23 protein-coding genes and 1 tRNA gene are annotated in these 25678 nt (G+C 72.5%); 15 read left to right on the forward strand and 9 right to left on the reverse strand.

Translation table 11 applies throughout. From position 1 onward, the window contains the following. Nucleotides 1-51: 51 nt before the first annotated feature. Entirely contained in the window at nucleotides 52-816 is a 765-nt protein-coding gene (locus OG299_RS23825; protein WP_107093736.1) for an ABC transporter ATP-binding protein, read from the reverse strand. A gap of 480 nt (nucleotides 817-1296) precedes the next feature. On the opposite strand from OG299_RS23825, the gene OG299_RS23830 reads away from it, so the two are divergent. Then, a tRNA-Leu gene (locus OG299_RS23830) sits at nucleotides 1297-1377 on the forward strand. A gap of 135 nt (nucleotides 1378-1512) precedes the next feature. After that, nucleotides 1513-2361, forward strand: a complete 849-nt coding sequence (locus tag OG299_RS23835; protein WP_327362562.1) for a Bax inhibitor-1/YccA family protein — start codon at nucleotides 1513-1515, stop codon at nucleotides 2359-2361. A gap of 169 nt (nucleotides 2362-2530) precedes the next feature. Here OG299_RS23835 and OG299_RS23840 read toward each other — a convergent pair whose 3' ends face one another. Next, a complete protein-coding gene (locus tag OG299_RS23840; protein ID WP_266628668.1) occupies nucleotides 2531-2761 on the reverse strand; it encodes a DUF4287 domain-containing protein in 231 nt (76 codons plus the stop codon). Nucleotides 2762-2867: 106 nt separating this feature from the next. Here OG299_RS23840 and OG299_RS23845 point away from each other — a divergent pair, with 106 nt between their 5' ends. After that, complete coding sequence (locus tag OG299_RS23845; RefSeq protein ID WP_266628670.1) at nucleotides 2868-3233, forward strand: hypothetical protein; 366 nt, start codon at nucleotides 2868-2870, stop codon at nucleotides 3231-3233. Here OG299_RS23845 and OG299_RS23850 read toward each other — a convergent pair. From OG299_RS23850 to OG299_RS23860, 3 genes are all read right to left on the reverse strand, one after another. Continuing rightward, the gene (locus tag OG299_RS23850) at nucleotides 3217-4059 is read right to left on the reverse strand and encodes a hypothetical protein (protein ID WP_327364585.1); all 843 of its coding nucleotides are present in this window, start codon (nucleotides 4057-4059) and stop codon (nucleotides 3217-3219) included. The two genes, OG299_RS23845 and OG299_RS23850, sit on opposite strands and share 17 nt — an antisense overlap. Before the next feature lie 410 nt (nucleotides 4060-4469). Further along, nucleotides 4470-5690, reverse strand: coding sequence for an acetyl-CoA C-acetyltransferase (locus OG299_RS23855; protein WP_266628672.1), 1221 nt, complete (start codon nucleotides 5688-5690; stop codon nucleotides 4470-4472). Between the two features lie 163 nt (nucleotides 5691-5853). After that, nucleotides 5854-6906 carry an SGNH/GDSL hydrolase family protein gene (locus tag OG299_RS23860; protein ID WP_399851537.1) on the reverse strand — a complete coding sequence of 351 codons (1053 nt, stop codon included), beginning with the start codon at nucleotides 6904-6906 and terminating at the stop codon, nucleotides 5854-5856. A 134-nt stretch (nucleotides 6907-7040) separates the two neighbouring features. Here OG299_RS23860 and OG299_RS23865 point away from each other — a divergent pair, with 134 nt between their 5' ends. After that, on the forward strand, nucleotides 7041-8423 hold the full coding sequence (locus OG299_RS23865; protein WP_327285670.1) for a cystathionine beta-synthase: 1383 nt from the start codon (nucleotides 7041-7043) through the stop codon (nucleotides 8421-8423). Nucleotides 8424-8751: 328 nt separating this feature from the next. Here OG299_RS23865 and OG299_RS23870 read toward each other — a convergent pair whose 3' ends face one another. Beyond that, nucleotides 8752-9117 (reverse strand): hypothetical protein, encoded by a 366-nt coding sequence (locus tag OG299_RS23870; protein WP_266628676.1) that lies wholly within the window; start codon nucleotides 9115-9117, stop codon nucleotides 8752-8754. A gap of 187 nt (nucleotides 9118-9304) precedes the next feature. Here OG299_RS23870 and OG299_RS23875 point away from each other — a divergent pair, with 187 nt between their 5' ends. Beyond that, on the forward strand, nucleotides 9305-10150 hold the full coding sequence (locus tag OG299_RS23875; protein ID WP_266628678.1) for a MurR/RpiR family transcriptional regulator: 846 nt from the start codon (nucleotides 9305-9307) through the stop codon (nucleotides 10148-10150). 7 nt (nucleotides 10151-10157) lie between these two features. Here the strand turns inward: OG299_RS23875 and OG299_RS23880 are convergent, their stop codons facing one another. Then, nucleotides 10158-11312: an FAD-dependent oxidoreductase gene (locus tag OG299_RS23880; protein ID WP_327362563.1), complete on the reverse strand. Its 1155-nt coding sequence runs from the start codon at nucleotides 11310-11312 to the stop codon at nucleotides 10158-10160. A 105-nt stretch (nucleotides 11313-11417) separates the two neighbouring features. Here OG299_RS23880 and OG299_RS23885 point away from each other — a divergent pair, with 105 nt between their 5' ends. Next, nucleotides 11418-11972, forward strand: a complete 555-nt coding sequence (locus OG299_RS23885; protein WP_327362564.1) for a TetR/AcrR family transcriptional regulator — start codon at nucleotides 11418-11420, stop codon at nucleotides 11970-11972. A 218-nt stretch (nucleotides 11973-12190) separates the two neighbouring features. Here the strand turns inward: OG299_RS23885 and OG299_RS23890 are convergent, their stop codons facing one another. Further along, nucleotides 12191-13555 carry a type III PLP-dependent enzyme domain-containing protein gene (locus tag OG299_RS23890; RefSeq protein WP_327362565.1) on the reverse strand — a complete coding sequence of 455 codons (1365 nt, stop codon included), beginning with the start codon at nucleotides 13553-13555 and terminating at the stop codon, nucleotides 12191-12193. 104 nt (nucleotides 13556-13659) lie between these two features. Here OG299_RS23890 and hutU point away from each other — a divergent pair, with 104 nt between their 5' ends. From hutU to OG299_RS23935, 9 genes are all read left to right on the forward strand, one after another. Next, on the forward strand, nucleotides 13660-15324 hold the full coding sequence (hutU, locus tag OG299_RS23895; protein WP_266994921.1) for a urocanate hydratase: 1665 nt from the start codon (nucleotides 13660-13662) through the stop codon (nucleotides 15322-15324). A 35-nt stretch (nucleotides 15325-15359) separates the two neighbouring features. Further along, nucleotides 15360-16550, forward strand: coding sequence for an allantoate amidohydrolase (locus OG299_RS23900; protein WP_327364586.1), 1191 nt, complete (start codon nucleotides 15360-15362; stop codon nucleotides 16548-16550). Further along, nucleotides 16541-17881: a formimidoylglutamate deiminase gene (locus tag OG299_RS23905; RefSeq protein ID WP_327362566.1), complete on the forward strand. Its 1341-nt coding sequence runs from the start codon at nucleotides 16541-16543 to the stop codon at nucleotides 17879-17881. The genes OG299_RS23900 and OG299_RS23905 overlap by 10 nt, the downstream gene beginning before the upstream one ends. A 120-nt stretch (nucleotides 17882-18001) precedes the next feature. Next, nucleotides 18002-19180: an imidazolonepropionase gene (hutI, locus tag OG299_RS23910; protein ID WP_266628689.1), complete on the forward strand. Its 1179-nt coding sequence runs from the start codon at nucleotides 18002-18004 to the stop codon at nucleotides 19178-19180. 158 nt (nucleotides 19181-19338) lie between these two features. After that, the gene (locus tag OG299_RS23915) at nucleotides 19339-20001 is read left to right on the forward strand and encodes an LPXTG cell wall anchor domain-containing protein (RefSeq protein WP_266628691.1); all 663 of its coding nucleotides are present in this window, start codon (nucleotides 19339-19341) and stop codon (nucleotides 19999-20001) included. A 17-nt stretch (nucleotides 20002-20018) separates the two neighbouring features. Then, nucleotides 20019-21005 (forward strand): COG1470 family protein, encoded by a 987-nt coding sequence (locus OG299_RS23920; protein WP_327362567.1) that lies wholly within the window; start codon nucleotides 20019-20021, stop codon nucleotides 21003-21005. Beyond that, the gene (locus tag OG299_RS23925) at nucleotides 21002-22108 is read left to right on the forward strand and encodes a hypothetical protein (protein WP_327362568.1); all 1107 of its coding nucleotides are present in this window, start codon (nucleotides 21002-21004) and stop codon (nucleotides 22106-22108) included. The genes OG299_RS23920 and OG299_RS23925 overlap by 4 nt, the downstream gene beginning before the upstream one ends. A gap of 14 nt (nucleotides 22109-22122) precedes the next feature. Beyond that, entirely contained in the window at nucleotides 22123-23406 is a 1284-nt protein-coding gene (locus OG299_RS23930) for a hypothetical protein (RefSeq protein ID WP_327362569.1), read from the forward strand. Nucleotides 23407-23550: 144 nt separating this feature from the next. Beyond that, on the forward strand, nucleotides 23551-23901 hold the full coding sequence (locus OG299_RS23935; RefSeq protein WP_266628699.1) for a hypothetical protein: 351 nt from the start codon (nucleotides 23551-23553) through the stop codon (nucleotides 23899-23901). A gap of 79 nt (nucleotides 23902-23980) precedes the next feature. Here OG299_RS23935 and OG299_RS23940 read toward each other — a convergent pair whose 3' ends face one another. Next, nucleotides 23981-25474, reverse strand: a complete 1494-nt coding sequence (locus OG299_RS23940; protein ID WP_266628701.1) for a peptide MFS transporter — start codon at nucleotides 25472-25474, stop codon at nucleotides 23981-23983. Nucleotides 25475-25678: the final 204 nt, after the last annotated feature.

Below are 25678 nucleotides of genomic sequence, written 5' to 3' on the forward strand. Positions count from 1 at the left end.
AGTCCAGGATGTCGGGGGTCAGCGGAGGAGGACTGGCGGAGGGGCAGTCCCTCAGCTGGTGCGGCCCTTGGCGTCGAAGGCCTTCATGCGGTCGAGCACCCCGTCGGCGGTGGGGCTGAGCATCTCGTCGACGATGCGGCCGTCGGCGAGGAAGATGACGCGGTCCGCGTAGGAGGCGGCCACCGGGTCGTGGGTGACCATGACGACGGTCTGGCCGAGCTCGCGGACGGAGTTGCGCAGGAAGCCGAGGACCTCGGCGCCGGAGCGGGAGTCCAGGTTTCCGGTGGGCTCGTCACCGAAGATGATCTCGGGGCGGGAGGCCAGGGCGCGGGCCACGGCCACGCGCTGCTGCTGGCCGCCGGAGAGCTGGGTGGGGCGGTGGCCGAGCCGGTCGGAGAGGCCGACCATGCTGATCACGTTGTCCAGCCACTGCTTGTCGGGCTTGCGGCCCGCGATGTCCATCGGCAGGGTGATGTTCTCCAGCGCCGTCAGCGTCGGCAGCAGGTTGAACGCCTGGAAGATGAAGCCGATCTTGTCCCGGCGCAGCTGGGTCAGCTGCTTGTCCTTGAGGGTGCCGAGCTCGGTGTCGCCGATGCGGACGGAGCCGGCGGAGAAGGTGTCCAGGCCGGCGACGCAGTGCATCAGGGTGGACTTGCCGGAGCCCGAGGGGCCCATGATCGCGGTGAACTGGCCCTGCCCGAAGTCCACGGAGACGTTGTCGAGGGCGACCACCTGGGTCTCGCCCTGCCCGTACACCTTGGAGAGGCCGGTGGCCCGGGCGGCCACGGCCTGGGTGGTGTGGGGGGCGTAGTTCATGGTGGTCACGGAAGCGACTCCTCGGGCTGCGGACCTGGGTGCGGTCTGCTGATCGGCGGGACCCTTCCATCGTCGCCGCGCCCGTCGCCCAGGGGATCAGCCGAGGTGCCCGTTCCCTGGCCCACTGGAGTCTGATCGCGGGGCGGCCCGCCTCCTCCTCTGGTATGACAGCCGGCCGGGCGGTCCTCAGGGGCGGGCCGGGTGCCCGGCGCTGCTCGGGGGCGGGGCGAGCGGCCCGGGGTGGCCCGGGGTGGCGGGAAGGGTGGCGGGCAGGGTGGCGCGAGCCATCGAAATCCCGTCATTCCCGTTTCGGGGGTGATCGCCGCCCGTAACGGGCCCACCGTGTGTTCTCGTGCCTGACGGCCCCTCAAGCGCCAATAAAATCAGACAACATCGGATAGAGACCCCGCTGGCGACCTGGGCGTTCCCGATAGGCTCGGCGCAGCGTTCAGTGCTTTTCAACGGGAGCCGCTACGCCCTGCCCGGATGGTGGAATGCAGACACGGCGAGCTTAAACCTCGCTGGCCTTAGGCCGTGCCGGTTCAAGTCCGGCTCCGGGCACTCCCGCACCCTCCTGAATATCTCCGGCGCTTCGCCGTGCCTTCTCCTAAGATCCTCCTCCAGCAGTAGGGTGCTTTCTTTGCGAGCGCATTACTCTTGTTGCAAGGCTGCGCACGGTGGCCATGGAGGAGTGAGATGAGGAGCAGCAACCCGGTCTTCTCGCGACGGGGGTTCAGCCGCGACAGCGGGGGCTACGCGGGCTTTGACGCGCAGCACCAGCAGGCCGGGACCAACCCGTACGCGACGAATCCTTACGCCACCGACGTGGCCACCGGCATGCCGCAGGCGCCCGCGCGCGCCGGCGTCATGACGATGGACGACGTCGTGAGCCGTACGGCCATGACACTCGGCATGGTCATCCTCACGGCGACGATCGCGTGGATCGCCGTGCCCGTCGACCCGGCGAACCTCGGCAAGTCGTACGGCATCGCCATCGGCGCCGCTCTCGTCGCGATGGTCCTCGGACTCGTCCAGAGCTTCAAGCGCAAGGCCTCCCCGGCGATCATCCTGGGCTACGCGGCCTTCGAGGGCTTCTTCCTCGGCGTCCTCAGCGCGGCCACCAGCACCTACCTCAGTGCCGGCGTGGTCGTCCAGGCCGTGCTCGGCACGATGTGCGTGTTCGCCGCCGTGCTGTTCGCGTACAAGATGGGATGGATCCGCGTCACCCGCCGCTTCTACGGCTTCGTGATGGCAGCCGCCATGGGCTTCATGCTGCTCATGGTCGCGAACCTGCTGTTCTCGGTCTTCGCGGGCGGTGACGGCCTCGGCTTCCGCAGCGGCGGCCTCGGCATCCTGTTCGGCGTCATCGGCGTCGTCCTCGGCGCCTGCTTCCTCGCCCTGGACTTCAAGCAGGTCGAGGACGGCATCGCGTACGGCGCGCCGCGCGACGAGGCCTGGCTCGCGGCCTTCGGCCTGACCGTGACCCTGGTGTGGATCTACATGCAGCTGCTGCGGCTCTTCTCGATCCTCTCCGGCGACGACTAGTCGTACCGGCCGGTCGTACCGCGCCCGCAGACACCGTGGGGAAGGCCCCGCGAGCTCACCGCTCGCGGGGCCTTCCCGCGTCTCGGAGGAGGTACGGGGTCGGGGCAGGAATCGGGGACGGGAACGATGTCTCGGGAACGGGGGATCGAGGGATCGGGACGGGGAGGGCTCAGCCGAACTTGCGGGCTGCCCTGCGCAGGTCGTACTCGTGGATGATCGCCTTGGCCTGGCCGTACGAGAGCTCGTGCGCGCCGCGCAGCCAGCTGACCTTCTCCTCGAACCGGACGAGGGAGGGGCCGTCGTCCACCGCGCGGAGCCAGTCGGAGACTTCACGACCGGTGGTCTCGGGGATTCTGTCGATCATGTTCCGGTGGGTCTGCTCGGAGAACTCTACGGACATGGGCGCCTCCGGAGGTATCGCCGTGCTGTGCTGTTCTCTTCATGCCACCGTGCCGGAGAGTTCGCCCGTTGGCAATGGTGCCGCGGCGGCGCGTAAGGTCGGCCGGGTGCTTGATACTTCGCCCCTGACCGCCGCCGTGGAACGTTTCGCCGACCGGCTGCGGGCCATGCCGCAGAGCCGTCTCCAGCAGGGGGCCGCCGCCGAGGCGCTGGAGCTGGCCAGGGAGCTCTCCGTACGGGCCCAGGCGCTGGAGGCGCCGCAGCAGGGCCGGGGGGCGGCTCCGGCGCGGAACATGCCCGACGCGGGGGTCTTCGTGGTCGGGGACCAGGTCGCGGTGGCCGGGCTGGACCTCGCCGAGGCGCTGCGCGCCGCGGCTGCCGAGGAGCCCGCGGAAAGCGCGAAGGCCCCGTCCGAGATGCTGGACGAGGCCGTGCGGCTGGTGGAACGGGCTGCGGTCAGAGCGACGCGATGACGCGGTCCGCGAGGATGTAGACGTTGTTGTCCGGGTCCTGGGAGTCACCGCAGGAGAAGGTCAGCGCATAGGCGCCCGAGATGCCCGAGCCGCCCAGCAGGACCGGCGCGGTGCCCGAGCGCAGGGCCTCGGCGAGGCGCTCCGCCGTCTCCCGGTGGCCCGGGGTCATGCACAGCGTGGTGCCGTCGGTGAAGACGTACACGTCGAGCGTGCCCAGCGGGCCCGGGCGGACGTCGGCGAGGGCCGTACGGGCCTCCGCGAGCTCCTCCAGGCGGGAGACCGTGCGCTCGTGGTCGGCGCCGGGGGCCGAGGCCTGGACCGGTACGAAGTCGGGGTGCGAGGGGTGGCGCCGGCGGGCGGCGGCCAGCTCGGCGGAATCCTCGGGGTAGTCTCCCGCGGCCTCCTCGTCGCCGAGCACCGGCTCCAGACCCACCAGGTCCGCCTGGCGGGGCAGGAAGACGGCCGGGCCGTCCTCACCGAGCCCGGGCAGGCCGCCCAGCAGGGAGGTGGGGGTCTCCCCGGCGAAGAGGGGGGAAGCGTCGGAGGCGTCACGGGCCTCCTGCGCGGCCCAGAAGGCCCGCGCCTCGGCGAGCTCGCGCTCGCGCTCCTCGGCCAGGGCCTCGGCCACGGCGGCTCGTATCTCGGCGGCAGGGGAATGCACGGCACTGCGGGCGTGCGGGACGGTCGTACCGCCGCGGACGTGGGCCGGCGAAGCCAGCTCACCGCGGAGGGCCGCCACCTGCTTGCGCAGGCCGTGTACAGCGTGCAGCGCAGCAGCGCCCACGGCCGCGGCGGCGGCCGTGGTCAGCAGCAGGGCAAGAGACATGGCGCTCACTGACTAACTCCTGATTGATTCGATCCCCCGACTTCCTACATCAGAGTGTCCCGACCTGGGAATGGCGTGCAGTGCATTACGTCACGAATTGGACAGGTCGTTGGTCACACCGGGGGCTTGCGAATATGCCCTGACCTGGGGAAATGGCAAAACCCCAGGACAAAGGTCACATCCTGGGGGAGATTCGGTCACAGGTCGGCCGCGACGGGGTTAGATTCGGTGTCAGTACGCCGCAAGGGATCAAGCAGATCCCTTGCGGCGCCTGGACGGCGCCTAGCTGAGACGCTCGCCTCTTGTGGTCGCGCTGATCTTCGCCACCGCTGCGGGCAGGTGCCGCCGCTCGCCACGCGGCGGAGCCGCATGTCGATGCGGTCGTGGCGACCCCTACCCTCCGCTCCGGCTCAGCTCAGGCGCTCGATGACCATGGCCATGCCCTGGCCGCCGCCGACGCACATCGTCTCGAGGCCGAACTGCTTGTCGTGGAACTGCAGGCTGTTGATCAGAGTGCCGGTGATGCGGGCACCGGTCATCCCGAACGGGTGACCGACTGCGATGGCCCCACCGTTGACGTTCAGCTTCTCCAGCGGGATCTCCAGATCCCGGTAGGACGGGATGACCTGGGCCGCGAAGGCCTCGTTGATCTCGAACAGGTCGATGTCGCCGACGGTCAGGCCGGCGCGCTTCAGGGCCTGCTTCGACGCCTCGACCGGGCCGAGGCCCATGATCTCGGGGGAGAGGGCGGTGACGCCGGTGGAGACGATCCGGGCCAGCGGGGTCAGGCCGAGCTCACGGGCCTTGGTGTCGCTCATGATGACCAGCGCGGCGGCGCCGTCGTTGAGCGGGCAGCAGTTGGCGGCCGTGACCAGGCCGTCGGGGCGGAAGACGGGCTTGAGGCCCGAGACGCCCTCCAGGGTGACGCCGGCGCGCGGGCCGTCGTCCGTGGAGACGACGGTGCCGTCGGGGGTGGTGACCGGGGTGATCTCGCGGGCCCAGAAGCCGTTCTTGATGGCTTCCTCGGCCAGGTTCTGGGAGCGGACGCCGAACTCGTCCATGTCCTGGCGGGTCACGCCCTTGAGCCGGGCCAGGTTCTCCGCGGTCTGCCCCATCGAGATGTAGGCGTCCGGGATCAGGCTGTCCTCGCGCGGGTCGCGCCACGAGGAGCCCTCGCTCTGCGCGACGGCGCCCGTACGGGCCTCCGCGTCGGCAAAGAGCGGGTTGTGCGTGTCCGGCAGGCCGTCCGAGGAGCCCTTCGCGAACCGGGAGACCGTCTCGACGCCCGCGGAGATGAAGACGTCGCCCTCGCCGGCCTTGATGGCGTGCAGCGCCATGCGGGAGGTCTGGAGCGAGGAGGAGCAGTATCGGGTGATCGTGGTGCCGGGCAGGTAGTCCATGCCCATCTGCACGGCCACGATGCGGGCCAGGTTGTGGCCCTGCTCGCCCCCGGGGAGGCCGCAGCCGAGCATCAGGTCGTCGATCTGGCGCGGGTCCAGCTCGGGGATCTTGGCGAGGGCGGCCTGGATGATCGTGGCGGTCAGGTCGTCCGGACGCACGTCCTTGAGGGATCCCTTGCCGGCGCGCCCGATGGGAGAGCGGGCAGTGGAAACGATGACGGCTTCGGGCATCGGGACTCCAAGGGGTGCGTCGTTGCGGGACCGCATGCGAAGTTACCGCCCCGTACGGTCGAGGTCATCGACTTCGGCATGTGATGCCGGTCGCTCCGCGGGTACAACGCCCGCCTCCGACCTCCTGTTCCGCCCCCCGGCGGGGCAGAATCTGCCCGGTCGGTCAGGTGCCTGCCACCTGGGGGCCCGGGACGTGGTCCGGGTCGGGCGGGGGAGCGGACACGTCCTCGGTCGGGACCCGGCGGCGGCGACGGTGCTTGAGGAGCGCCCAGGGGCCGCGGGCGGCCGTGACCTCGGTGCCCGCCTGCCCGGCAGCGGCAGACGCGGCCTTGGCCACCGGAAGCATGTCCTCGTTCCGCGCCAATTCCAGCCGGTCCGACTCCGGCCACAGGGACAGCGCCGCGCACAGCGTGGGGAGGACGGCCATGGCGGCGGTCGCGTACCCCTCCGCCGACGGGTGGTACGAGTCCGGGCCGAACATCTCGCGGGGGTTCGCCGCGAATTCCGGGCCCAGGAGGTCTCCCATCGAGACCGTACGGGCCCCCAGGGCGACGACCCCTATGGTCTGCGCGGCGGCCAGTTGGCGCGAGACCCGGCGGGCCAGCCACCGCAGCGGCTGGTACACCGGCTCGATGGTGCCCAGGTCGGGGCAGGTGCCGACCACCACCTCGGAGCCGGCGAGCCGCAGCCGGCGTACGGCCGAGGTGAGGTGGCGCACCGACTGCGTCGGCGGCATGCGCCGCGTCACGTCGTTCGCGCCGATCATGATCACGCACACGTCCGGCGGCGGCAGCTCGCCGTCCAGGAGCAGGCCCGCCTGGCGGTCGAGGTCATTGGACATGGCCCCGGAGACGGCCACGTTGCGCAGCTCCACCGGGCGCTCGGCCACCGCCGCCAGCCCCGAGGCCATCAGCGCGGCCGGGGTCTGTCTGGCCCGGCGCACACCGAGCCCGGCGGCCGTGGAGTCGCCCAGCATGGCGAGCCGCAGCGGGACGGTGGCCGGTTCCAGCCCGGGGCCCGCCTCCGGTCTGGCGAACTCGCTCCCGTACAGCCCGTCCGCCCGCGGCGGATCGCCCAGCCCGGTGCCCACGGTCCGCTTGGCGAACTGGACCTCCGCCAGCACCAGCCCGACGGCGGCGGCTCCGACCAGCCCGAGCCCGCCGCCGCCGTACGCCGCGCCCGCCGCGATCCGGCGGGCCGTCCTCGCCCTGGACACCTCTCGAGCCACCTCGCTTTGCTGCCTGGCCTCGATGACCTACCTGCCCCGTACTGCCGGTCGGCCAATCCCTTTCCGCATAGTCTGGCCGGACCTCCCGGAGAACCCGTGGAGTCCCCTCCCTGGAGAACATGGTGCAATTCCACGACTCGATGATCAGCCTCGTCGGCAACACCCCGCTGGTGAAGCTCAACCGTGTGACCGAAGGCCTGCAGGCCACCGTCCTTGCCAAGGTCGAGTACTTCAATCCCGGCGGATCCGTGAAGGACCGGATCGCCGTCCGGATGATCGAGGCCGCCGAGCAGAGCGGTGCCCTCAAGCCCGGTGGCACCATCGTGGAGCCGACCAGCGGCAACACCGGTGTAGGACTCGCCATCGTGGCCCAGCAGAAGGGCTACAAGTGCATCTTCGTCTGCCCTGACAAGGTGTCCATGGACAAGATCAACGTGATGCGCGCGTACGGCGCCGAGGTCGTGGTCTGCCCGACCGCCGTCGACCCCGAGCACCCGGACTCGTACTACAACGTGTCCGACCGCCTCGCGCGAGAGCCCGGCGCCTGGAAGCCCGACCAGTACAGCAACCCGAACAACCCCCGTTCGCACTACGAGACCACCGGTCCCGAGCTGTGGGAGCAGACGGACGGGAAGATCACCCACTTCGTCGCGGGCGTCGGCACGGGCGGCACGATCTCGGGCACCGGCAACTACCTCAAGGAGGTGTCCGGCGGCAAGGTCAAGGTCATCGGCGCCGACCCCGAGGGCTCGGTCTACTCCGGCGGCTCCGGCCGCCCGTACCTGGTCGAGGGCGTCGGCGAGGACTTCTGGCCGACCGCCTACGACCCGAACGTCACCGACGAGATCATCGCGGTGTCCGACAAGGACTCCTTCCAGATGACCCGCCGCCTCGCCAAGGAGGAGGGCCTCCTCGTCGGCGGCTCCTGCGGCATGGCGGTCGTCGCGGCGCTGAAGGCCGCCGAGGGCCTCGGCCCGGACGACGTGGTCGTCGTCCTGCTGCCGGACAGCGGCCGCGGCTACCTCAGCAAGATCTTCAGCGACGAGTGGATGGCCGGTCACGGCTTCCTCGAGGAGGCGGGCCCGGCGGCGCGCATCGGCGACGTGCTCGCGGACAAGGAGGGCGCCATGCCGTCCCTGGTCCACATGCACCCCGAGGAGACCGTGGGCGAGGCCATCGAGGTGCTGCGCGAGTACGGCGTCTCGCAGATGCCGATCGTCAAGCCCGGCGCCGGCCACCCGGACGTGATGGCCGCCGAGGTCATCGGCTCGGTCGTGGAGAAGGAGCTGCTGGCGGCGCTCTTCGCGAAGCAGGCCTCGCTGTCCGACCCGCTGGAGAAGCACATGAGCCGGCCGCTGCCGCAGGTCGGTTCGGGCGAGCCGGTGTCGGAGCTGATGGCCGTGCTGGGCGAGGCGGACGCGGCCATCGTGCTGGTCGAGGGCAAGCCGACCGGTGTGGTCAGCCGCCAGGACCTGCTGGCGTTCCTCGCGAAGGGCGCGAAGTAGCCGTTGCCGGCGACGGGATGACGCCGTGTCGGCATGTCGTGCAAAAGGTACGGGCCCGTCATGTGACGGCAGCACCGGCTTAACACGACTCCGGCACAGTGGTGGTTGTCGGCAGGAGCGCAAACGCCCCGGCCGGCACCACCGAACGGCGTTGGCGCGATTCCGGAGCGGCTCCCGGACCGCGTGGACGCCACGGACGCGGCCGGTCCTGACCCGGCCCGTGTCCTTCGCGGGGACCGCCGTCGTCCCGCCCCTCGCGCTCGCGAGGGTGCGGCGGTCCCCGCGCACACCCTTTCCCGGGGCGCGGCTCGCCTCCGGGGCGCTGCGGTCAGGAGTGGTGGCGGAGGCGTTTCGCCGCGTGGATGAAGTTCACGCCGACGATGCCCGCCCAGGCGACCAGCAGGCCCTTGAACCCCGCCTGCGCGGCCCCGATGGCCGACAGCGGGATCGCCAGGACCAGCGTGATGATCGCGAAGCCGAAGCGTTCGCCGAAGCCGCCGTCCAGCGGCGACAGCGCGCCGCCGCCCCGGCCCCCGCGGACGGCGGCCAGGCGCTCCTCGGCCAGCCGGCGGCGGACCTGGGTGTCGACCTTCTCCACGAAGGAGTCCACGAGCGCGGCCTCGTAGTCCGGCCCCAGCTCGCGCCGGGCGTCCAACGTCGCGTCGAGTTCCTTCTTCAGCTCCTGGGACTCCATGCGCCCAGCGTAGGAACGGGCGCCGGCCCCGGCACTGGGGATAGCCCCCGTATCCCCGGGCCGCCCTCTTCCCGAGCTTCCCGCGCCGTCCCGCGCCGTCTCGCGGAGCGGTCCGCGGCTTGCCGTGCTGCATAACCGCATGCAGAGTGCTCGGTGACTGAATATTCATGGGGACGGAGGGGTCGGGATGAGCGACAGCCCGGCAGCGCGGCTGCAGAAGTTGTTCGAGGGGCACCGGCTGACGCCCACCCAGCGGCGGATCGCCCACTGCATGGTCCGGGGTGCGGCGGACGTCCCCTTCCTGTCGAGCGTGGAGCTCGCCGAGCTGGCCGGGGTGAGCCAGCCCTCGGTGACCCGCTTCGCGGTGGCGCTCGGCTTCGACGGATATCCGGCGCTGCGCCGGCACCTGCGCGAGGTGGCTCCCGCCGAGCGCGCCGCCGCGGCCGCGCAGGAGGACGCGTACAACGAGTACCAGCAGGCCGTCCAGGGCGAGATCGAGAACCTGCGGCAGCTGTCGGCGATGCTCGCCGACCCCTCGCCGGTCGAGGAGGCGGGCCGTGTGCTCGCCGCGTCCAGGCCGTTGCCCGTGCTGGGGCTGCGGGCGGCGTCCTCGCAGGCGCGCGGGTTCGCGTACTTCGCCGCCAAGGTGCACCCGGACGTACGGCTCCTCGACGAGGGCGGCTCGATGCTCGCCGACCGGATCGACGCGGCCGCCGGGGCCGGGGCCTCGGCGCTGCTGTGCTTCGCGCTGCCGCGGCATCCGCGGGAGGTGGCGGAGGCCCTGGACCACGCGCGGGCGGCCGGGCTGAAGGTGGTGACGGTCGCGGACTCGGCGTTCGCCCCGGTGGCCCGCTCCTCGGACCTGCTGATCCCGGCGCCCGTCGGGACGGGGCTGGCCTTCGACACGGCGTGCGCGCCGATGCTGCTGGGCCGGGTCCTGCTGGAGGCGATGGCGGACGCCCTCCCGGACGCACAGGCCCGCCTGGAAGCCTTCGACGCCCGCGCCGCGGCGCGGGGGCTGTTCGTGGAGTAGCGGCCGGTCAGCGGTAGTTGAGCTCGGCCAGCTCGGTGGCGAGGCGGGTCCGCAGGGCGGGGACGCGGGCGAGCAGGGGCAGCGCGGTGTTGCGCACGGCGCGCAGCACCGGGTTGTGGGTGGTCGCGATCCGGGTCATCCGGTCGGTGAGGCCCACCACGTGCAGGGCGACGGGGCGGCGCGCGGCCTCGTAGGCGCCGGGGTCGCCTGCGGCGAGCGCGCGGCCGAGGGCGTACCCGTCCTGGATCCCGGTGTTCATCCCCTGGCCGCCGGCCGGGCTGTGCACGTGGGCGGCATCCCCGGCGAGCAGCAGCCGGCCCGCGCGGTAGCGGTCGGCGACCCGGTGGTGGACCCGGAACCGGGACGACCAGACGAGCGTGTCGACGCGGGCCTGGCCCGGGGCGCGCTCGTCCAACAGCCTCTGGACGAAGGCGGGACCCGGCTCGGCGGGCGCCTCGGTGACGGTGGCGACGACGCGGTAGCGGGCGCCGGGTCCGCCGGGCAGTGGGGCCACGACGGTGAGCCCGGCCGCGCCGAAGGCCAGCGAGACCTCCTGCGGGCCCGGGGCCCACTCCATGAGCACGTCGGCGAGGACGAAGGACTCCTCGTAGGCGCTGCCCGTGAAGCCGATACCGGCCGCCGTGCGGACCACGCTGTGCATGCCGTCGGCGCCGACGGCGTGGTCGGCGCGCAGGGTCTCGCCGGTGGCGGTCGTGAGGGTGACCCCGTCCGGGTCCTGGGTGATGCCGGTGACCTCGTACGGCCGGTGGACGCCGCCGCCGAGGGCGTGCAGGCGGGCCAGGAGCACGGCCTCGGTCTCGTACTGGGGGACCATCAGCGCGTACGGGTGGGCCGTGCGCAGGCCGTCGAACGGGACGGTGGCCAGAAGCCGGCCGCCGTCGCGGATGCGGAACCGGTCGACCGGGATGCCGCGGGCGACCAGCTCGGCGGAGAGGGCGCCGGTCGCGTCGAGCTCGTCGAGGACCTCCAGGGTGCGGGCGTGGACGACGGCGGCGCGGGAGGTGTTGGCGCCCTCGGCCTGACGGTCGAGGAGGACGAAGTCGACGCCGGCTCCGGCGAGGGTCACGGCGAGTGCGAGGCCGGTGGGGCCTGCGCCGACGATGGCGACGGAGGTCCTGGCGGGGAGCGGTGACGCGGACATGGGGTCCTCCTCCGGAGGGTCAACGATTGTTGGCCAACGACTGTTGACTTCAGGGTGCTCCCCCCTCTCTGGCCTGTCAACAGTTGTTGGCCTACATTTGTTGGCATGACACAGGGAGAGCAGACCAAGGCGGCGATCCTGCGGGCGGCGCGAGAGCGCTTCGCGGCGCAGGGGTACGAGCGGACGACGATCCGCGGCGTTGCGGCGGACGCCGAGATCGACCCGTCGATGGTGATGCGGTACTTCGGGAGCAAGGAGAAGCTCTTCGAGGCTGCGCTGGCGGTGGACCTGCGGCTGCCGGACTTCACGGCCGTGCCCGCCGCGGAGCTGCCCGGCGCGCTCGTACGGCACTTCCTGGACCGGTGGGAGGGCGACCCGGCGGACGACGCACTGCTGGTGTTGCTGCGGTCGGCGGTGACGAACGAGCGCGCGGCGGAGCGCATGCGGGAGGTGTTCGCGGCGCAGGTCGCCCCGGCGCTGGCGGCGGCCCTCGGCCCCGACCGGGCAGCCCGCGCCGCCGGCCTCGTCGCGGCCCAACTGCTCGGCCTCGGGCTGACCCGCTACCTGCTGCGCCTGCCCGCGGTGACCTCCCTGCCCCCTGACGCGGTGGTGGCGGGCTTCACGCCCGCCTTGGCGGCGACGTTGGCCGACCCGGCCTGACGGCCGGCCGACAGCTGCCCCCGAGGCCGCCGGCCGCGTCTGCGGTCGGGCCGGGCGCGGATGCCTTCGGGCATGAGGGTGGCCGGCAAGGCCCTCGCCTTGTCCCCCGCCTCCGCAGGGGCGGAGGCGGACCGCAGCAGCGCAGCCCGCGCCTCATCGGCCCGGCCGCCCTGAGGACGAGATCGCCTGTCCGGGTGGCGGGTCCCGGAGGGGTCCGGTCAGAGCAGCGTGTCGCGCCGGGCGCCGCCCGCCTCCGCCACGATCGCGGACAGCGGCTGCGCCGGGCGCACCGGGGCGAAGTGCACCTCGTCCGGCGCCGTCACGGTGAAGCCGTGGACCGCCGGGTGCGGGAGGCTGTTGTAGCCGTAGTGGGCCGTGAAGAAGTACGCGCCGGTGTCCGGGACCGCGATCAGGTCCCCCGGAGCCAGTTCCGGCAGTTCCCGGCCCGTGGCCAGCAGGTCGCCCGCGAAGCACGCCGGGCCCGCGATGTCCTGGGCGACCGGCGGGCCCGTCTTCGGGGTGCCCTTCGCGCCGTACGGCAGGATCCGCAGCGGCCACGCCGCCGGTGCGTAGACCGTACGGGTCGCCAGCTGGACCCCGGCGTGCGTGAGGGCGATCGGGCGGCCCCCGGTGGTCTTCGTGTACTCGACCCGGGAGAGCACCAGCCCGTGCTTGGCCAGCAGGGACCTGCCGAACTCCGTCACCAGGCCGTAGCGGCCGCAGAAGAGGGCCGGGGCGGCCTCCCGGAGGGCCGCCACGTACTGCGCGTACGTCGGGGTCTGGGCGTCCGACGCGAAGTTCACCGGCAGGCCGCCGCCGATGTCGAGGGTGTCGACCTGGCGGCGGCCGGCCGCCGCGTTGATCTCCTCCGCCAGGGAGTGGAGGGCGCGGACCCCTTCCGCGATCAGGGGGAGGGGCACGCCCTGGGAGCCCGAGTGGGTGTGCAGGCGGGTCAGCCACGGCCGGTCCAGGAAGGCCCGTACGAGCCACTCGCGCGCCCCGGGATCCCGCAGCGCGATCCCGAACTTCGACGTCGCGGTGGCGGTGGAGAGGGCGTCGATCGTGCCCGCGCCCGTCTGCGGGTTGATCCGGATCCCCAGAGGGGCCGCCGTGGGAGCCTCGGCGACCAGCGCGTCCAGGCGTTCCAGTTCCTGCCGGTTGTCGGCGTTGACGGCGATTCCGAGCGCCAGCGCCTCGCGCAGCTCGGCCATGGTCTTGGCGGGGGAGTCCAGGACCGTCCGCTCCGGCTCCACCCCGGCCGCCCGGGCCAGCGCCAGCTCGCCGGGGCTCGCGACCTCGCAGCCGAGGCCGCAGTCCGCGAGCAGCCGCAGCACCGGCACGAGCGGGCACGCCTTCACCGCGAAGGCGTGCAGGACGGGGGTGCCGGGCGCCAGCGCGGCCGCGAAGGCGCTGGTCAGGGCGGTGGCGGAGGATCGGATCCCGGTCACGTCCAGCAGGCAGACCAGGGGCTGCGCGGCATCCGCCCCGCTCACCAGACCCTGCTCGACGGCGGCCCGTACGGCCAGGTCCCGGCGCGCCGCGGCGTCCGCCGCGCCCGCCGCCGTGTGCGTCTCGACAGCCATGTCCGTCAGCCAATCATCCGGCGGGTCGGCCCGCAGCTGTTGACTGAATCTATTCAGGAAGTCAGGATGTGAATAGATTGACCAACATCGGAGGAGGCACCGCCATGTCAGGACCCCGCCCCGTACGTGCTGCGCGAGGCACCGAGCTCAGCACCCTGGGATGGCAGCAGGAAGCCGCCCTCCGGATGCTGCAGAACAACCTCGACCCCGAGGTCGCCGAGCACCCCGACAAGCTCGTCGTCTACGGCGGCACCGGCAAGGCGGCGCGCGACTGGCGCTCGTACGACGCGATGGTCCGCACCCTGCGGACCCTCAAGCAGGACGAGACGATGCTCGTCCAGTCCGGCCGCCCGGTCGGCGTGATGCAGACCCACGAGTGGGCGCCGCGCGTCCTGCTCGCCAACTCCAACCTGGTCGGCGACTGGGCCAACTGGGAGGAGTTCCGCCGCCTGGAGCAGCTGGGCCTGACCATGTACGGCCAGATGACCGCCGGGTCCTGGATCTACATCGGCACCCAGGGCATCCTGCAGGGCACGTACGAGACCTTCGCGGCCGTCGCCGCGAAGAAGTTCAACGGCACCCTCGCGGGCACCATCACCCTCACCGCCGGCCTCGGCGGCATGGGCGGCGCCCAGCCGCTGGCCGTGACGATGAACGACGGCGTCGCGATCTGCATCGACGTCGACCCGCGCGCCATCGAGCGCCGCATCGAGCACCGCTACCTGGACGTGAAGGCCGACAACCTCCGCCACGCCCTCCAGCTGGCCGTCGAGGCGCGCGACGCCCGCAAGCCCCTCTCCATCGGCCTGCTCGGCAACGCGGCCGAGCTCCTCCCGCAGATGCTCGCCGAGGGCGCCCCGATCGACATCGTGACGGACCAGACCTCCGCGCACGACCCGCTCGCGTACCTCCCGGTCGGCGTCGACTTCGACGACATGGCGGCGTACGCGGCCAAGGACCCGGCCGGCTTCACCACCCGCGCCCGCGAGTCGATGGCGAAGCACGTCGAGGCCATGGTCGGCTTCATGGACGCCGGCTCCGAGGTCTTCGACTACGGCAACTCCATCCGCGGCGAGGCCCAGCTGGCCGGCTACGACCGCGCGTTCGCCTTCCCGGGCTTCGTCCCGGCGTACATCCGCCCGCTGTTCTGCGAGGGCAAGGGCCCGTTCCGCTGGGCCGCCCTGTCCGGCGAGGCCTCGGACATCCACAAGACCGACAAGGCGATGCTGGAGCTCTTCCCGGAGAACGAGTCGCTGCACCGCTGGATCAAGATGGCCGGCGAGCGCGTCCACTTCCAGGGCCTGCCGGCGCGCATCTGCTGGCTCGGCTACGGCGAGCGCGACAAGGCCGGCGAGCGCTTCAACGAGATGGTGGCCGACGGCACCCTGGCCGCCCCGCTGGCCATCGGCCGCGACCACCTGGACTGCGGTTCCGTGGCCTCCCCGTACCGCGAGACCGAGGCCATGCTCGACGGCTCTGACGCGATCGCCGACTGGCCGCTGCTCAACGCCATGGTCAACGTCGCCTCCGGCGCGTCCTGGGTCTCGATCCACCACGGCGGCGGCGTCGGCATGGGCCGCTCGATCCACGCGGGCCAGGTCACCGTCGCCGACGGCACCAAGCTCGCGGGCGAGAAGATCCGCCGCGTCCTCACCAACGACCCGGGCATGGGCGTCATCCGCCACGTCGACGCGGGTTACGACATCGCCGAGTCGGTGGCCGACGAGCGCGGCGTCCGCGTCCCCATGCGCGAGGGCGACGACGCGTGAGCGACAACCCCGCAGGGGCGGCCTCGTTCCACAGCATGTGGAACGAGCTCGCCCCCATCGGCCGGCACGCCGGCTCCGGCGGGTACCGCCGCTACGCGTGGACCGGTGCCGACGCCGACTGCCGGAGCTGGTTCCAGGCCCAGGCGGAGGCCCGCGGCCTCACGTACGAGACCGACCGCAACGGCAACCAGTGGGCCTGGCTCGGCGACCCCCTCGCCGGTGACGCCGTCGTCACCGGCTCCCACCTGGACTCCGTGCCCGACGGCGGCGCCTTCGACGGCCCCCTCGGCGTCGTCTCCTCCTTCGCGGCCCTGGACGAACTCCGCAGGAGGGGCGCGGAGTTCTCCAGGCCCCTGGCCATCACCAACTTCGGCGACGAGGAAGGGGCCCGCTTCGGCCTCGCCTGCGTCGGCTCCCGGCTCGCCGCCGGGCAGCTGACCAAGGAGAAGGCGTACGAGCTGCGCGACGCCGACGGGATCAGCCTGCCCCGGGCCATGGAGGCCGCAGGGTACGACCCCGACACCATCGGGGCGGACCCGGAGCGCCTCGCCCGCATCAGCGCGTTCGTCGAGCTGCACGTGGAGCAGGGCCGGGCCCTGGACCTGTCCGGCGACGCCGTCGGCATCGCGTCCGCGATCTGGCCGCACGGCCGCTGGCGGTTCGACTTCCACGGCGAGGCCAACCACGCCGGCACCACCCGCCTCGTGGACCGGCGCGACCCGATGCTCACGTACGCGGCGACCGTCCTGGCCGCCCGTACCGAGGCGACCCTCGCCGGCGCCGTCGCGACCTTCGGCAAGATCGCCGTCGAGCCGAACGGGGTCAACGCCATCCCCTCGCTGGTGCGCGGCTGGCTCGACTCCCGCGCCGCCGACCAGGCGACGCTGGACACCGTGGTCACCGCCATCGAGAAGGCCGCCCGCGAGCGCGCCGACCAGGACGGCATCGACCTGGCCGTCGTCCGGGAGTCCTTCACCCCGGTCGTCGAGTTCGAGCACGCCCTGCGCGACGAGATGAACCGGATCCTCGGCGGCTCCGTCCCCGTCCTCGGGACCGGGGCGGGACACGACGCCGGAATCCTCTCCGCGGCCGTGCCGACCGCGATGCTGTTCGTACGGAACCCGACCGGCGTCTCCCACTCGCCGAAGGAGTTCGCCCCGGAGGACGACTGCGTGGCCGGTGTCCTCGCCCTCGCCGACGTACTGGAAGGTCTCGCGTGCCGCTGAAGACGTACTGGTTGGAACACGCCTGGCTCGGCACCCACGTCGAGCCGGGCGTGGCCCTGGAGGCGGGCGCGGACGGGCGGATCGCCGCGCTGCGGACCGGGGTCCAGGCCCCGCCGCCGGGCGCCGAGGTGCTGCGCGGCCTGACCGTCCCCGGGCTGGCCAACGCGCACAGCCATGCCTTCCACCGGGCGCTGCGCTCCCTGGTGCAGGTGGGCTCCGGGACCTTCTGGACCTGGCGCGAGTTCATGTACCAGGTGGCCCAGAACCTCACCCCCGACACGTACTTCGCGCTCGCGCGGGCCGTGTACGCGGAGATGGCGCTGGCCGGCATCACCAACGTCGGCGAGTTCCACTACGTCCACCACGCGCCCGGCGGCGCTCCGTACGCGGACCCGAACGCCATGGGCGAGGCGCTGATCGAGGCGGCCGCGGCGGCGGGCATCCGGATCACGCTGCTGGACACGGCGTACCTGTCGTCGGGCTTCGGCCAGGCCCCGAACCCGCACCAGCTGCGGTTCTCCGACGGGACGGCCGATGCCTGGGCCGAGCGCGTCTCGGCGCTCAAGCCCCGTGAGCACGCCCTGATCGGGGCGGCGATCCACTCCGTGCGCGCCGTACCGGCCGGGCAGCTGGCCATGGTCGCCCGCTGGGCCGAGGAGCGGCAGGCCCCGCTGCACGTCCACCTCTCCGAGCAGACCGCCGAGAACGAGGCCTGCCGGGCCGCGCACGGGCGTACCCCGACCCAGCTCCTGGCCGACCACGGGGTGCTCGGCCCGCGGACCACCGGCGTCCACAACACGCACCTGACGGACGGGGACATCGCGCTGCTGGGCGGTACCACCACCGGTACGTGCATGTGTCCCACGACGGAGCGGGACCTCGCCGACGGCATCGGCCCGGCCCGGCAGCTCCAGCAAGCGGGCAGCCCGCTCTCGCTCGGCAGCGACAGCCACGCGGTGATCGACCTGCTGGAGGAGGCGCGGGCGATGGAGCTCAACGAGCGCCTGCGCAGCCGGACCCGGGGCCACTGGACGGCGAACGCGCTGCTGACGGCGGCGACGGCGGACGGCCACGCGGCCCTCGGTCTGGCCGACGCGGGGCGCCTGGAGGCGGGCGCGCTCGCAGACTTCACCACGATCGCCCTGGACTCCGTCCGTACCGCCGGACCCGTGCCGCGGCTCGGCGCCGAGACGGCCGTCTTCGCGGCCACGGCCTCGGACGTCCGCCACACGGTGGTCGGCGGCCGCCACATCGTCCGCGACGGCGCCCACACCCTCGTCCCGGACGTCCCGTCCGCCCTGTCCGAGTCCATCGCGGCCGTCCGCGGCTGACGCTGCCGTCCCCCACCCCGCCCCAAGCTTCAGCCCCGCCGGCGTTTTGAGGCGCGGGTCCGGGCAGAGCCCGGGAAACGGAGCAGGGGCGGGGCGGGGAGAGAAACCTCGAGAGGAATCATGACCACCACCCTCGTCACCCACATCGGCAGCCTCGTCACCAACGACCCCGCCCTCGGCGACGGCAGCCCCCTCGGCCTGATCGAGAACGCGGCCGTCGTCATCGACGGCGAGACCATCGCCTGGGTCGGCCCCGCCGACGGCGCGCCTGCCGCCGACTCCGCGTTCGACGCGCAGGGCCGCGCCCTCGTCCCCGGGTTCGTCGACTCCCACTCGCACCTCGTCTTCGCCGGCGACCGCACCGCCGAGTTCAACGCCCGGATGTCCGGGCGCAGCTACTCCGCCGGCGGCATCCGCACCACCGTCGCCGCCACCCGCGCCGCCACCGACGCCGAGCTCGAGGCCAACCTGCTGCGCCACCTCGACGAGGCGCGCCGCCAGGGCACCACCACGTTCGAGACCAAGTCGGGCTACGGCCTCACGGTCGAGGACGAGGCCCGCGCCCTGCGCATCGCCGCCGCGCACACCGAGGAGGTCACCTACCTCGGCGCGCACATCGTGTCCCCCGACTACGCCGAGGACCCGGCCGGCTACGTCGACCTCGTCACCGGCGAGATGCTGGCCGCCTGCGCCCCGTACGCCCGCTGGGTGGACGTGTTCTGCGAGAAGGGTGCCTTCGACGGCGACCAGGCCCGCGCGATCCTCACCGCCGGCGCGGCCGCCGGCCTGATCCCGCGCGTGCACGCCAACCAGCTGTCCTACGGCCCCGGCGTGCAGCTCGCCGTCGAGCTGGAGGCCGCCTCCGCCGACCACTGCACCCACCTCACCGACGCCGACGTCGACGCCCTCGTCCAGGCTGCGGACACCACCGTCGCGACGCTGCTGCCCGGCGCCGAGTTCTCCACCCGCGCCCAGTGGCCCGACGCCCGCCGCCTCATCGACGCGGGCGCCACCGTCGCACTGTCCACCGACTGCAACCCGGGCTCCTCGTACACGAGTTCCATGCCGTTCTGCATCGCGCTCGCGGTCCGGGACATGCGGATGACCCCGGACGAGGCGCTGTGGGCGGCCACCGCCGGCGGTGCGCGCGCCCTGCGCCGCACCGACATCGGCCGGATCGCCCCCGGAGCCCGCGCCGACCTGGCCCTCCTGGAGGCCCCGAGCCACGTCCACCTGGCCTACCGGCCCGGTGTCCCGCTCGTCTCCGCCGTCTGGCAGCGAGGTGTCCGCGCCGCCTGAACGACCGCCGATACGCCCGGACATGGCCTGAATCCAGGCGGCCGAAAGGCCGTGGATCCAGGCCTGTCCCGTGTCTTCCCTCCGTAAGGTCCCGGGCGTACCTTGAGCCACCAATCTGATGTGTCGTCAGTAACTTGTGGCCCGAGGGGAAGACGAAGGTGACCGACCGGAAACGCTCCACCGCGCTCGCGCTGGCCTCCGCGCTGGCCGCGGCGGCGGTCCTGCTGGCCGCCCCCGCAGCCCACGCGGACGTCGTCGACGTCGCGTACGACTGCAAGACCCCCATCGGGGACAAGTCGGCGGTGTCGCCCATCGACATCAAGGCCGTCAAGGAGGGCGACGGCTACAAGCTGACGATGTCGTTCCAGAAGGGCGTCTCGTCGAGCCCCGTCGAACTCGGCAAGGGCGCGATGAGCCCGAGCGCCGTCATCCTGGCGGACGGGGCGGAGAAGGTCTCCGTGCCGGTGTCGGGACCGCCCAACCCCGAGGCCGTGCCCGCCAACACGCCCATCAAGATCACCGACCTCTCGGGCACCTACACCCCCAAGAAGAGCGGCAAGGTCACCTTCACCGCGGGCGTGCTCACCATCAAGGCGCTGGGGACCACCACCACCTGCACCCCCGGCAACAGCCCCAAGCCCTCCCTGGAGCTGGACGTGACGGCGGGTCCGCAGTCCGCAGGCACCCCGGAAGACACCCTCCCGCAGACCGGACCCACCGACTCCGCCCTCGCCCTCGGCACCCTCGGCGGCACCGTGCTGCTCACCGGCGCCGCCGGCGTGCTCTGGCTGACCCGGCGCGGTCAGCGGGCCCGGTCCTGAACGGAGCACCCCCGGCCATGCCCGTGCTCCACACCATCGGCTCCGTCCGGCGCCTGTGTCTCGCGCTGCTCGCCGCGGCCCTGCTGCTCGGGGCCCCGGGCGCCGCCGCCGCGGACGAGCCCGGCTGGACCGCCGAGCCCGCCGCGGGCAGCGCCGCAGCGGCCCGGCCGTCCTTCTACCTCGCGGGCCCCGCCGGCACCGTCCTGGAGGACCGGCTGGCCCTGACCAACACCTCCGACCGGGAGCACACCGTCATCCTGCGCGGGGCCGACGCCTACAACACGGCCGACGGAGCCTTCGCCGTGCGCCCCGTGCAGGATTCGGCCGGCGCCGGGTCCTGGATCAGCTTCGGGGCCGCCGCCACCGTGAAGATCCCGCCCCGCACCCGCGCGGTGGTCCCCTTCACCGTCACGCTGCCGCCCGCCGCCCTCCCCGGCGACCACCCGGCCGCCGTGGTCGCCACCGAGGGCGGCCGCGAGGTGGGCGTACGGGTCCACCTGCGCGTCGGCGGCCCGACGCTGGCCGCCCTCACGGTCGAGGACGTCTCCGTACGCGGCAAGGGCGCCCGCGCGGTCATCGCGTACACCCTGGTCAACCGCGGCAACGTGGCCCTCGCCCCCGAACTGGCCCTCCGCGCCGAGGGCCTCTTCGGCGGCGTCCCGGGCCGCACCGCCCGCGCCCTGCCGGTGGAGCTGCTGCCCGGCCAGCGGGTGTCGCTGACCGAGCCCTGGCCCGCAGCCCCGGTCCTCGACGACATCGACCTCACCCTCACGGTCACCGCCCCCGGCGCGGCCCCGGCCACCGCCACCGCCTCGGCGTGGTTCGTGCCCTGGGGGCTCGCGGCCCGGACGGGCGCCGGGCTGCTCGGCCTCGGCGGGCTCACCACGGCCGCGCTGCTCCTCGTACGCAGCCGGCGCAGCCGCAGGGAGCCGCCGGCGCACGAGGAGCCCGTACCCGCGGGGAACCGGGCACCGGAACACGAGCTGACGGGAGCATCCAGGTGAGCGCCACGGGCGGCGGAACGGTCGGCGGCAAGGTCGGGGCCCTCCTGGCGGCGGGGCTGGCGCTGTGCGCGCTGGTCCTGTTCCCGGCCCCGGCCGCGACGGCCGCGACGGCCGCCGAGGGCAAGCCCGCCGTGGCGCTCTCGCTCCAGGAGGCCGCCAAGGGCACGGAGATCACCGTCACCGGCACCGGCTGGCGGGCCAAGACCCTGGTGATGCTGCTGGTCTGCGGGCAGAACATGATCGGCGGCACCAACAGCTGCGCCAACGCCGACGGAACCGCGGTCTCGGTCGGCGACGACGGGCACTTCACCGCCCGGCTGCCCGTGGTGGCCCCGCCCAAGCCCTGCCCGTGCGTCGTGAACGTCACCTCCGTCAACGGGGACCAGTCCACCGTCGCCGCGCCCCTGAAGATCACCGACCACCCGGTGGCCGAGCTGCCGGCCGAATCCGGCACGGCGCGCCTGGCGATGCTCACCGGGGTCCGGCTGGAGGGCGAGGACGGGGTGCTGACCTGGTTCGGCGCCCCGCCCGGCCGGAAGTTCACGGTCACGGTCGGCAACCTCGGCTCGGCCCCGGTCAAGGACCCGGTCTTCCAGCTCGGCACCGCCCACGGGGTGTTCGCACCGCTGTGGGACGAGGTCCGGTGGAAGGGCACGATCCCGCCGGGCGGCAAGGCGGAGGTCCGGCTGGACGTCAGCCTCGCGGCGGGGGCCCACGGGGACTACACGGTCTCCCTCAAGTACGGCGACACGGTCGTGGCCACCCAGCCCTGGGGCGTGGACCGCCCGTACGGGGTGCTGCTGTTCTGGGGCCTGCTCCTGCTGGTGATACCGGCCGCGGTCTTCCGGATCGGCATGGCCGTTGTCGACCGGGTCCGGCCGCGTACGGCGCCGGCCGGCGGCCGCCACCGGGGCGCGCAGGCGCCGGTGCCCGACGCGGGGTCCGGGCCGGCGGCTGCGGCTGCCGGCGCGGCGCCTCCCCAGAGCCCCACGGCGGTCCTGCCGTGGTTCACCCCGGACAGCGCGCCGGGGCCGAGGTCCCCACACGTACCACAGGCGTCCGCACCGTCTGAGAACAGTCCGACGACGAAAGGACATTTGTGAAGACCCAACGGAGGGTGAGCGCGGCCGTGATCGCGCTGCTGCTCGGCGGCGCCGGCATAGCCATCGGGGCCACTCCTGCCCAGGCGGCCGAGACCAAGTTCAACGTCAAGTGCGTGCCGCCGGCAGGCGGCGGCGACCCGGTGGAGGGTGAGACCACCGCCAAGGTCAGCGCTCCGGCTTCGGCGAAGGTGGGTGACGAGGTCGACGTGTCCTGGGAGACCGTGAAGCCGGCCTCGAACAACACGGACCTGATGGACATCCCGCAGGACTCGGTCCAGCCCACCGGCTGGATCACGGTGGGAGGCGGGGGCGGCGAGCTGAAGGTCGTCGGGGAGAAGAAGAACCCGCCGATCCCCAAGAAGGCCCCCATGCAGATGTCGACGATGAAGGGGAAGCTGAAGCTCACCAAACCGGGCAAGATCACGCTGACCCCCGGCAAGTACGACGTCGCGGTCACCTTCTCCTTCGGCACCTTCGTCACCAAGTGCGCACCCACGGGTGACGTGGGCGTCGGGGCCACCATCGACGTGGCGGCCGGCACCAGCGGCGGTACGACGAACGGCGGTGCCACGAACGGCGGTGCCACGAACGGCGGATCGACCAGCGGCGGGTCCACGAACGGTGGATCGACCAGCGGCGGATCCACCAGCGGTGGCAGCGGCGGCCAGACCGACTTCCCGGGCAAGCCCGTCGAGGTCGCCTTCGACTGCGGTCCGGTCGTCCCCGGGGGCATCAAGACCCCGGTCACGATCAACGCCAAGAAGAACGGCGGCAGCTACGACCTGACCGTCAAGACCGCCAAGGGCGCCATGGCCAGCCCGATGGCCCTGCCGGCGGGGGCCCTCAAGCCCTCGATGAACATCAAGCTCGGCGGCGCCGACAGCGGCATGGTCAAGGTCTCCGGCCCGGCCAACGCGGAACCGATCCCGGACAAGGCCCCGGTCAGCCTCAGCGACATGACCGGCACCTACAAGCCCGGCAAGACCGGCAAGGTCACGCTCAGCCCGGACCAGCTGACGATCGACGTCACGATGGCCCCGGGGGCCACGCCGATCAACGTGCCCTGCAAGGCGGCCAGCAGCGGCGTCTCGCTGGAGCTCGACACCACGGCCCAGGAAGGCGGCTCCGGCTCGCCGACCACCACCGGCTCCACCACCGCTTCGGGCGGCCTGGCCGAGACGGGCGCCGGCGACGAGGGCGGCATCAAGGCCCTCGCCCTGGTCGCGGGCACGGTGATCCTGCTCGGCGGCGCGGTCTTCACCTTCACCCCGTGGCGCCGCCTGCGCGGCACGCGGTAGCCGCATCGGCACGAGCGGCCGAAGCCGTGCACGTCCCCCGTACGGGTGTGGCGCGCACGGCTTTGCGGTCGCGGCGGCGCTGCGCCGGATAGCTTCGGCCGCCAGAGCGGAACGTCGGAATCCGCTGGATGAACGGAGCCATGCATGCAGCTCACATCCGTCTTCGCGGCAGTGGCCGCCGCCATGGTCCTGGGCGTGTCCGGCGCCCCGATCGCCGCGGCCGCGCCTGCGGGCGGCATGGACGGAGGCTGTCGCGCGACCGCCGACATGGACCGGCTGGGCCGGCCCGACGTCACGTCCGCCTGCAAGGGACGCTTTCCCTCCGGTGCGGTGCATCGCGCCGTGATCACGTGCGACACGGTGCAGGGTGTGCGGGAACACGTGGTCCGCCGCACGTACCACAGCGGTTGGACGTCGACGGGATCGAAGGCCAAGGTCGGGTGCGGCTTCAAGTCGTTCCTCGTGGGGTTCACCTCCGAGGTGAAGGGCGCCTGAATCAGCTCCTGCCGTACAACGCCGACGGCCCGGCACACCAGGAGGTGTGCCGGGCCGCTGCGCGCGTACGGGGGGTGCGTCAGTGCACGCCGCCCATGAGGGGCTGGACCTTCTTGCGGTACATGTAGATCGCGATGCCGGCGAGGACGGCGAGCACGCCCTGGGTGGCGAACCAGCCCTGGGTGTCCGTCGGAGCGCCGAGCAGCTGGAGCAGCGCGATGGTCGAGTCACCGGCGGTGACCGCGAGGAAGAAGACACCCATCATCTGGGAGGCGTACTTCTGCGGCGCCAGCTTGGTGGTCAGCGACAGGCCGACGGGGGAGAGGGTGAGCTCGCCGACGGTCTGGATGAAGTAGACGCCGACCAGCCACATCGGGCTGACCTTCGTGTCGCCGCCGGCCAGGCCCTGGGCGACCATCATGACGCCGAAGGAGGCGCCGATCATGACCAGTGCGAAGGAGAACTTCGCGAGGGTGGTCGGCTCCTTGGAGCGACGGGCGAGGGCAACCCACAGCCAGGCGAAGACCGGCGCGAGCGCCATCACGAACAGCGGGTTCAGCGACTGGAACCAGCTCTCCGGGAACTCGAAGCCGAACAGCGTGCTGTCCGTGCTGTCCTTCGCGAACAGGGCCAGCGTGGAGCCGGTCTGGTCGTAGATCGCCCAGAAGATCGCGGCGGCGGCGAAGAACCAGACGTACGCCGACATGCGGGACCGCTCGACCACCGAGAGGTCCTTGTCGCGCTTGATCCGCAGGATCGCCCACGCCGGGAGGATGAGACCGGCGATGGTCAGCGGCCACAGGGCGTAGTTGATCGTGAAGATGCCGGCCAGGCCGATGATCGCGTAGGCAGCGGCGGCGACGCCCAGCCAGATCAGGCCCTTCTTGACGACCGAGGACTTCTCCTCGGCGCTCAGCGGGCTCGGAACCTGGTTCGAGACCGGGTTCAGGTGGCGGAAGCCGAAGAAGTAGAACAGCAGACCCAGGGCCATACCGACACCGGCCATGGCGAAGCCGATGTGCCAGTTGACCTCCTGGCCGACGTAGCCGATGGTCAGCGGGGCGACGAAGGCGCCGAGGTTGATGCCCATGTAGAAGATCGTGAAGCCGCCGTCGCGGCGCGGGTCGTTCGCGTCCCGGTACAGCTGGCCGACCATCGTGGAGATGTTGGCCTTCAGTACGCCGGAACCGGCTGCGATGAGCGCCAGGCCGATGAAGAACGAGGCGGTCGCCGGCACCGCCAGCAGGAAGTGGCCCGTCATGATGACGACACCCGCGACGGCCACGGCCTTGCGGGCACCCCAGACGCGGTCGCCCAGCCAGCCGCCCGGGAGGGCGAGCAGGTAGACCATCGCGTTGTAGACGGAGTAGATCGCGACCGCGGTCGCGTCGTTCATCCCGAGACCACCGTCGGCCACGTTCGTGGCCAGGTAGAGCACGAGCAGCGCGCGCATGCCGTAGAAGCTGTAGCGCTCCCACATCTCGGTCATGAAGAGGAAGGCCAGGCCGGTGGGGTGGCCGAGGAAGGTCTTCTCGCCGGTAGCGGCCGAATCCCTCGTCAGGCTGGAAGCCATCGTCGATCCTTGCTTGGTCGGGACGCTTCGCTTCGTGAGCGGAACAGCGCCCGGTGGGGGGTGGCCGGCACCGGCGACGGGTGTCCCACCCCACGCCCAGGGGTCTGCCCCCGTCCCGTGAGGAAGGGGGGCAGCGGGATATCCGTAACCGGGATCCACGCCCCAGGCGCATCCTTCGCGCGCGGGGCCCGGCCCACAGGTCAT

This window comes from Streptomyces sp. NBC_01296, assembly GCF_035984415.1.
Classification (GTDB): domain Bacteria; phylum Actinomycetota; class Actinomycetes; order Streptomycetales; family Streptomycetaceae; genus Streptomyces.